Raw genomic sequence first — 7,832 nt, forward strand, 5'->3', positions numbered from 1 at the left:
CGCTCAGAGATGTGTATAAGAGACAGGCCCTGGCCCTGCTGCTGTACGCGTGGCCGGTGCTGGGCCGCCCCGATGCGCACCGCTGACCGCCGTCCGGGCCCGGACGGCCCCCGGCGGTCGTCGGACAACCCCTGGAACTCCCGCTTTCCCGTTGTTCACTCGGACCCGCCAGACCGTGCCCGGTCTGGCTTCGTGGAAGGACGCCCCCCGATGAGGGTGCTGCTGCTGGGCGCCGACGGCTTCATCGGCCGTCGGGTCACCGATCGCCTGCTCGTGGATCCGGAACTGCAGGTGACCGTACTCGGCCGGCGTGACTCCGCCGACATCCGTTTCGACCTGACCACCGGCAGTCCCGGGGCGCTGGCCCGGTTCCTGGACGCGGTCGCGCCGCAGGTGGTGATCAACTGCGCGGGTGCCACCTACGGCAGTTCGCGCACGCTGATCCGGGCCAACACGCTCGCCGTGGCGACCGTTTGCGAGGGGATCCGGCGCAGCCGGGAACCAGCCCGGCTGGTGCACGTCGGTTCGGCGGCCGAGTACGGGCCGGTGCCGGGCGGGGTGCCGGTGTCGGAGAGCGCCGAGCCCCGGCCGGTGGGCCCGTACGGGGTGTCGAAGCTGGCCGGGACGGAGCTGGTGCTGGCCTCGGGGCTGGACGCCGCGGTGCTGCGGGTGTTCGACGTGGTCGGGCCGGGGGCGCCGACCGCCTCGCTGTTCGGGCGGCTGGCGGAGGGGCTGCGGCGGGCGCTGGAGCGCGAGGAGTCCCAGGTGCGGATGCCGGACCTGTCCGGATACCGGGATTTCGTGGATGTCAGGGATGTCGCGCGGGCGATCCAGGCGGCCGCGGTCTCGGCCGCGACCGGGGTGATCAACATCGGCAGCGGGCACGCCGTCCGGGCCCGGGAGGCGGCCCAGCTGCTGGTCCGGGCGTCCGGCTTCGAGGGGTCGGTGGTCGAGGAGAACCGGCAGGTCGTCCTGCCCGCGCAGGCCGGCGGGCCGGTCGAGCACCTGCCGGGGCACGTGCCCGCGCACCACCTGCCCGGCCACCGGCCGGCGGAGCCCCGCCCGGGCGAGGGGCGGGCGCCGTCGGGGGAGCCGGTGCCGTGGCGGCAGGCCGATGTGCGGACCGCCCGGGACCGTCTCGGCTGGCGGACACAGGTGCCGCTGGAGGAGTCGTTGGGGGACGTCTGGCTGGAGACGGCCTGCCGGGTCTGAGTTTGGGGGCGCCGCCGCGGTCCGGGCCGGTCCGGGCCGCGGCGGCACCGGGAACCCGTTGCTTCCGGGCCCCGGAGCGGTCCGCGGCGACCGTTCCGGGGCCCGGTGCGTGGTCCCACCATCCGGCGCGGCCCGTCTCGTCCTTCGGACGGGCTGTCTCGGAATACCGGGGCGGCGTGACACTGTTGGCCTAGCAGAGCCACCGCGGTGGCGGAGCAACAAGCCCCAAGAGGTTGGCCCCGGCCACCCGAACCGACGAGCAACGGAGAACCCGTGTCGCTGCCACCCCTGGTCGAGCCGGCCGACGAGCTCACCGTCGACGAGGTCCGCAGGTACTCCCGCCACCTGATCATCCCCGACGTGGGCATGGCCGGGCAGAAGCGGCTGAAGAACGCCAAGGTGCTGTGTGTCGGCGCCGGCGGTCTGGGCTCGCCCGCGCTGATGTACCTGGCCGCGGCCGGCGTCGGGACGCTGGGGATCGTCGAGTTCGACGTCGTCGACGAGTCGAACCTGCAGCGGCAGATCATCCACGGCCAGTCGGACATCGGCCGCTCGAAGGGCGAGTCGGCGCGGGACTCGGTCAAGGAGATCAACCCCTACGTCGAGGTGATCCTGCACGACGAGCGCCTCGACAACTCCAATGTCATGGAGATCTTCTCCGGCTACGACCTGATCGTGGACGGCACCGACAACTTCGCCACCCGCTACCTGGTGAACGACGCCGCGGTGCTGCTCGGCAAGCCGTACGTGTGGGGCTCGATCTACCGCTTCGACGGCCAGGCGAGCGTGTTCTGGGCCGAGCACGGCCCCTGCTACCGCTGCCTCTACCCGGAGGCGCCGCCGCCGGGCATGGTCCCGTCCTGCGCCGAGGGCGGCGTGCTGGGCGTGCTGTGCGCGTCGATCGGCTCGATCCAGGTCACCGAGGCGATCAAGCTGCTGGCCGGGGTCGGCGACCCGCTGGTCGGCCGGCTGATGATCTACGACGCCCTGGAGATGAACTACCGCCAGGTGAAGGTCCGCAAGGACCCGAACTGCGCGCTCTGCGGCGAGAACCCGACCGTCACCGAACTCATCGACTACGAGGCCTTCTGCGGCGTCGTGTCGGAGGAGGCGCAGGCCGCGGCCGCCGGTTCGACTGTCACCTCGAAGCAGCTCAAGCAGTGGCAGGACGACCAGGAGGACATCTTCCTGATCGACGTCCGCGAGCCCGGCGAGTACGAGATCGTCAGCATCCCCGGCGCGGTGCTGATCCCGAAGAACGAGTTCCTGATGGGCAACGCGCTGGAGCAGCTGCCGCAGGACAAGAAGATCGTGCTGCACTGCAAGTCGGGCGTCCGCTCGGCCGAGGTGCTGGCCGTGGTGAAGTCGGCGGGCTTCTCCAACGCCGTCCACCTGGGCGGCGGCGTGCTCGGCTGGGTGAACCAGATCGAGCCGCACAAGCCGGTCTACTGACCGCACCGCGCAGCAACCGACCACCGCGAAGGGCCCGCTCCGGCGGGCCCTTTCCGCGTCCGGAGCCCTGTCCGGTGCCCGCCGCCGGAAGGGGTGGCTAGAGCGCGCCCTTGCGCTGCAGCACGTTGTAGGAGATCCAGCCCGGCACCACCGGCAGCCAGAAGGTGAGCGCCCGGTAGAGGAAGACCGCCGGGGTGGCGACGGCGGCCGGCACGTCGGCGACGGTGAGCGCGCCGATCAGGGCGACCTCGACCGGGCCGATGCCGCCGGGGGTGGGGATGGCGGAGCCGGCCGCGTTGGCGGTCAGGAAGACCACGGCGACCGCCGAGAAGGAGATCGAGCCGCCGAAGGCCTGCACCGAGGCGTCCAGGCAGGCGGTGAACGACAGGGTCAGCAGCAGGATGCCGCCGAAGCCGGTGACCAGCTTGCTGGGCGTCTGCATGAGGTCGAGCATCCGCGGCACCACGCCGAAGAACAGCGAGCGCAGCCGGTTCAGCACGAACCGCCGCAGCGGGGCGACCGCCGCCACCACCAGCGCCAGCACGGCCGCGCTCAGCACGCCGATGATCACCGCGCGGGAGGCGGAGAGGTCGCCGTTGGTCTGGCTGCCGGTGATCAGGCCGAAGCTGAACAGCAGCAGCAGGTGCCCGGTCAGGCCGGCCAGCTGGGAGGCGCCGACCGAGGCGACCGCCTGGCCGGAGCGCCTGGCCGGAGCGGATGCCCGCCTTCTGCAGGTAGCGGGTGTTCAGCGCGATGCCGCCGATCGCGGCCGGGGCGACCAGCTTCACGAAGGAACCGGCGATCTGGGCGGCCACGGTCCGGCGGAACGGCAGCTTCTCCGGGACGAAGCCGGTCAGGCTCATCGCCGCGGCCACGTAGGAGAAGCCCGCCGCGGCGAGCGCCACCGCCGCCCAGGCCCAGTCCATCTGGGAGAGCTTGAGCTGGGCCGGCTTGACGGTGGTCAGGGTCAGATAGGCGGCGAAGGCGAACGCGATCACCATGATCAGGCTCTTCGGCTTGAGCCGCTCCAGCCTGGCCGGCTCCATCGGTGCCTCGGGCGCGATCTGCAGGATCTGGCCGCGGATCCGGCTGAGCAGGTCCTCGCCGGCGACCGCGATGTCCTCCTCGGCCTGCTCCTGGGTGCGCTCGCCGGCGGCGACCTGCTCCAGGGCCTTGGCCTGGGCGGCGGTCTTGCGCTCCTTGCCGAGCTTCTTCAGGTCGACCCGGGTCGAGCGGCTCATCCCGACCGGCTGGAGCAGCGGCAGCGCCTGGGCGACCCGCTCGGCGCCGAGCACCGCGTTGGCGGTGGCGACCGTGCGCTCCGGGCCGATCCGCAGCGCGAAGGTGGTGAGCAGCTGGGCGACGTCGATCCGCAGGGTGAGGTCGGTGGCCGCGATGTCGCCGCCGGAGAGGTTGACCAGGCAGGCCGTCTTCCCGTCGACGACCAGCAGCGACTCGCCGGTGAGCCGGCGGTGCGCGATCCGGCGCTCGTGCAGGGCGGCGACCGACTCCCACAGCGAGGCCATCACCTGGTCGGTCACCTCCTCGTCGGCGAGGTCGTCCAGGGTGCGGCCCTCGACGTTCTCGTAGACCAGGATCGCGGCGTCCGGGCCCAGCTCGGAGGTGGCGACCAGCTGCGGGGCGCGGGCCCCGGAGGCGGCGGCCGCGTACGCGATCAGCGCCTCCTGCTCCAGCGCCTGGCGCAGCGACTGCGGGCTGCGCCGCACGGCCACCGAACGCAGCCGCAGCCGGCGCCAGGCCCGGTAGAAGAAGCCGGAGGCCTGCTGCTCGCGGTCGACGATGTGGACGTCCAGCGGCGGGCCGCTCTGCTGGGCGACCAGGTAGCGGCGGGTGCCGCCGGGGGCGTCGGGGGCGCGGTGGGCGCTGGCCGGGGTGAAGCCGACCTTGCGCAGGCCGATCATCAGGTGCTGCCCGGTGGGCCGGATGTTCGGCGAGCCGATCGCGTAGAGGGTGCCGTAGGCGACGGACCAGCCGATCAGCACGGTGAGCAGCAGGGACAGCGGGGTGGTGTAACCGCCGAGCAGCTCGGTGATGCCGCTGAACACGACCACCACCCACAGGGCGACCCGCCAGCGCGGTCTGCTCGACATCCCGACCGCCGTCATATAGGCGATCACCGGGGCGAGGTAGCCGTGCACCGGATCGGTCAGGGTGCCGACGGAGTCCAGCGGGAAGCGGGTCAGCGCGTCCCGGATGTGGTCGGAGGCGCCCTCGGCCACCCACCAGTCGATGCCCAGCGAGACGCCGTAGGCCAGTACCGAGGCGAGCACGCCGTCGGCGACCCGCAGCCCGTCGCGCTTGATCAGCCGCTCGACCGCGAAGGCGAGCGGCACGGCCAGCACCGCGACGTTGGAGACCAGGCCGGTGATGGTGGACAGCACCGGGGAGAAGCGGGGCGCGTTCTCGGCGATGTCGATCTCGATGCCGGTGGTGGTCGAGGTCGCCACACCGGCGAGCACGAACACCGCGACGATGCCGAAGACGCCGGCCAGGAAGCGGATGAGGTCCGAGGGGCGGTGCGCGCGGGCGGCGAGCAGCGGTTCGTCGACATCCAGGTGCGGGGTGTCGTCCAGCGGATCGTGCCCGGGGCGCGGGGCCGGGGCCTCCGTGCCGTCGGTCACGGCGCCCGGTCCGGGGTCGGCCGCGGGCGGCTGGCTGGGTACGGCGGCGGGCGCCCCGGTCTCGGGGCCGGCCGGCTGAGGGCTCTTGATCGTCCGTTCCTTGATCAGGGAGACTTCCGGTGACGGCGCGGCGGCGGGCTGTCCGCCGCGACCTGCGGGCATGCTGGCGGAGGACTCGTCGGAGCCCTCGTCCACACCCACGTCAGCCGTCCCGGTCATCTGGTCTTGTCCTCGTATCACCACTCACCGCCCCGAAGATGGTGGCATGCCTCGGCGCCCCGCGCTGGACAGGGGCCGGATCGGGCGCGGCGGATCGTTCGCACGGGCCCCGTCGTCCGGCCGGATGCGGAAGAATGCCGCAGGTGACGGACGCCCCCGACGAGGCCGGCCACGGCGAGCTGCCTCCCTTCGCCGAACTCGTGCTCGACCTGACCGAGCGGATTCCACCCGGCCGGGTGATGACCTACGGGGACATCGCCGAGTACCTCGGCCAGGGCGGGCCCCGGCAGGTCGGCCGGGTGATGGCCCTGTACGGCGGCGCCGTCCCCTGGTGGCGGGTGGTCCGCGCCGACGGCCGCCTGCTGCCCGGCCACGAGCACCGCGCCCTGGGCCACTACGGCGACGAGGGCACCCCGCTGCGGGAGCTCGCCGACCCGCCCCGGGTCGACCTGCGGCGCGCCCGCTGGGACGGCAGCGCCCAGCGACTCGGCGACCGGTAGCGCCCAGGGTCCGGATCGGGCGGAATCACGTGCGCGGACGGGAATGACGGGGCAGGATCGTAGGCTCGATGTACGACGGGCCCCTCGACGGGGCCCGCCCGCAGTTGCCGAGCACGACCCCCAGGACGTCCGTGAGCTCCCCCTACCGTCTGGTGCGCAGCCCCCTCGTACCGCCCGTACCGCCCGAACTCGACGCCTACCAGCGCGCCGTGGTCGAGCACACGGGCGGTCCGCTGCTGGTGCTCGCCGGACCCGGCACGGGCAAGACCACCACGCTGGTCGAGGCCGTCGCCCGGCGGATCGAGAACGGCACCGATCCCGAGCGGATCCTCGTCCTCACCTTCAGCCGCAAGGCCGCCGTGGAGCTGCGCGACCGGATGGCCGGCCGGCTCTCCGCCACCGCCGCCGGCGCCCGCGCCGCCGCCCCGCAGGCCACCACCTTCCACTCCTTCTGCTACGCCCTGCTCCGCGCCCACCAGGACCCGGCCGACTACGCCGAGCCGCTGCGGCTGCTGTCCGGCCCGGAGCAGGACGTCATGGTCCGCGAGCTGCTCGCCGGCGGCGCCGAGGACGCCCGGCGCGGCCGCTCCCGGATCGCCTGGCCGCTCGACCTGCGCGCCTGTCTGACCACCCGCGGCTTCGCCGACGAGGTCCGCGCCGTCCTCGCCCGCAGCCGGGAGCTCGGGCTGGGCGAGGCCGAGCTGGCCCGCTTCGCCGAGGGTGTGCGGCGCCCCGACTGGGCCGCCGCCGCGCACTTCCTCGCCGACTACCTCGACGTCCTCGACCTGCGCGGCGTCCTCGACTACGCCGAGCTGGTGCACCGCGCCGTGCTGCTCGCCGAACGCCCCGAGGTCGAGCGGAGCCTGCGCGAGCGCTACGACGCGGTCTTCGTCGACGAGTACCAGGACACCGACCCGGCCCAGGTCCGGCTGCTGCGGCGGCTGGCCGGCGCCGGGCGCGAGCTGATCGCCGTCGGCGACCCGGACCAGTCCATCTACGCGTTCCGCGGCGCCGACATCAACGGCATCCTGGAGTTCCCGCAGACCTTCCGGCACGCCGACGGCCGCCCCGCCGAGGTCAAGGTGCTGCGGGTGTCCCGCCGCTCGGGCGCCGTGCTGCTCGCCGCCGCCCGCGAACTCACCCGGCGGATGCCGATGGGCCGGCTGCCCAGCGACAAGCTCGCCCAGCACCGCGCCCCGCTGCCCGCCCGGGAGGGCGGCCGGGTCGAGGTCCGCACCTACCCGACCCCCGGCGCCGAGCTGGACTCGGTCGCCGACCTGCTGCGCCGGGCCCATCTGGAGGACGGCGTGCCGTGGGGCGAGATGGCGGTGCTGGTCCGGGCCGGCGCCCGGTCCATCCCCGGGGTGCGGCGGGCGCTCGGCGCGGCCGGGGTGCCGCTGGAGATCGACGGCGACGACCTGCCGCTGCGCGAGGAGCCGGCTGTCGCCCAGCTGCTGCTGGCGCTGCGGGTCTGTGCCGAGCAGGCGGTCCGCGACCGCCGGGACGCCGCCGAGGACGACGGGGCCGGCCCCGGTACGCCCGACCCGCTCACCACCGAACTCGCGCACGCCCTGCTCACCGGTCCGCTCGGCGGCCTGGACGGCGCCGACCTGCGCCGCCTCGGCCGCACCCTGCGGGAGGAGGAGCGCGCCGCCCTGCGCGCCGAGGCCGCCGCGCTGGCCCGGGACGCCGAGCGGGCCCGCGCGGCCGCCGAGGACGACGGCGCCGCCGCCCCGACCGCCCCCGCCCCGACTGTCGCCGCCCCGGCCGCCGCCGTCCCCCGCCCGGCCGGCGAGCTGGTCCGCGA

At 74.1% G+C, this 7,832-nt stretch carries 4 protein-coding genes and 1 pseudogene; 4 read left to right on the forward strand and 1 reads right to left on the reverse strand.

Going from position 1 to position 7,832, the window contains the following annotated elements; genetic code table 11:
• Positions 1 to 210: 210 nt before the first annotated feature.
• Both VR45_RS08565 and moeZ read left to right on the forward strand, forming a co-directional pair.
• Positions 211 to 1,212 (forward strand): NAD-dependent epimerase/dehydratase family protein, encoded by a 1,002-nt coding sequence (locus tag VR45_RS08565; RefSeq protein WP_045939069.1) that lies wholly within the window; start codon positions 211 to 213, stop codon positions 1,210 to 1,212.
• A 273-nt stretch (positions 1,213 to 1,485) separates the two neighbouring features.
• Positions 1,486 to 2,664 (forward strand): adenylyltransferase/sulfurtransferase MoeZ, encoded by a 1,179-nt coding sequence (gene moeZ / locus VR45_RS08570; protein WP_045939070.1) that lies wholly within the window; start codon positions 1,486 to 1,488, stop codon positions 2,662 to 2,664.
• A gap of 97 nt (positions 2,665 to 2,761) precedes the next feature.
• Here moeZ and VR45_RS08575 read toward each other — a convergent pair.
• Positions 2,762 to 5,231 (reverse strand): annotated as a pseudogene (locus tag VR45_RS08575) (lysylphosphatidylglycerol synthase transmembrane domain-containing protein); the annotation flags it as partial.
• A gap of 428 nt (positions 5,232 to 5,659) precedes the next feature.
• On the opposite strand from VR45_RS08575, the gene VR45_RS08580 reads away from it, so the two are divergent.
• Together VR45_RS08580 and VR45_RS08585 are read left to right on the forward strand one after the other, a co-directional pair.
• The gene (locus VR45_RS08580; protein WP_045939071.1) at positions 5,660 to 6,025 is read left to right on the forward strand and encodes an MGMT family protein; all 366 of its coding nucleotides are present in this window, start codon (positions 5,660 to 5,662) and stop codon (positions 6,023 to 6,025) included.
• A gap of 68 nt (positions 6,026 to 6,093) precedes the next feature.
• Positions 6,094 to 7,832: UvrD-helicase domain-containing protein (locus VR45_RS08585; RefSeq protein WP_159394151.1), on the forward strand; the 1,739-nt coding region annotated here is incomplete at its 3' end.

It is taken from the genome of Streptomyces sp. NRRL S-495, from assembly GCF_000966955.1.
Classification (GTDB): domain Bacteria; phylum Actinomycetota; class Actinomycetes; order Streptomycetales; family Streptomycetaceae; genus Kitasatospora; species Kitasatospora purpeofusca.

Bases quoted from the DNA above. Each gene is read 5' to 3' on its own strand.
- VR45_RS08580 (WP_045939071.1), top strand. From the start codon at position 5,660: ATGCCGCAGGTGACGGACGCCCCCGACGAGGCCGGCCACGGCGAGCTG.
- VR45_RS08565 (WP_045939069.1), top strand. From the start codon at position 211: ATGAGGGTGCTGCTGCTGGGCGCCGACGGCTTCATCGGCCGTCGGGTC.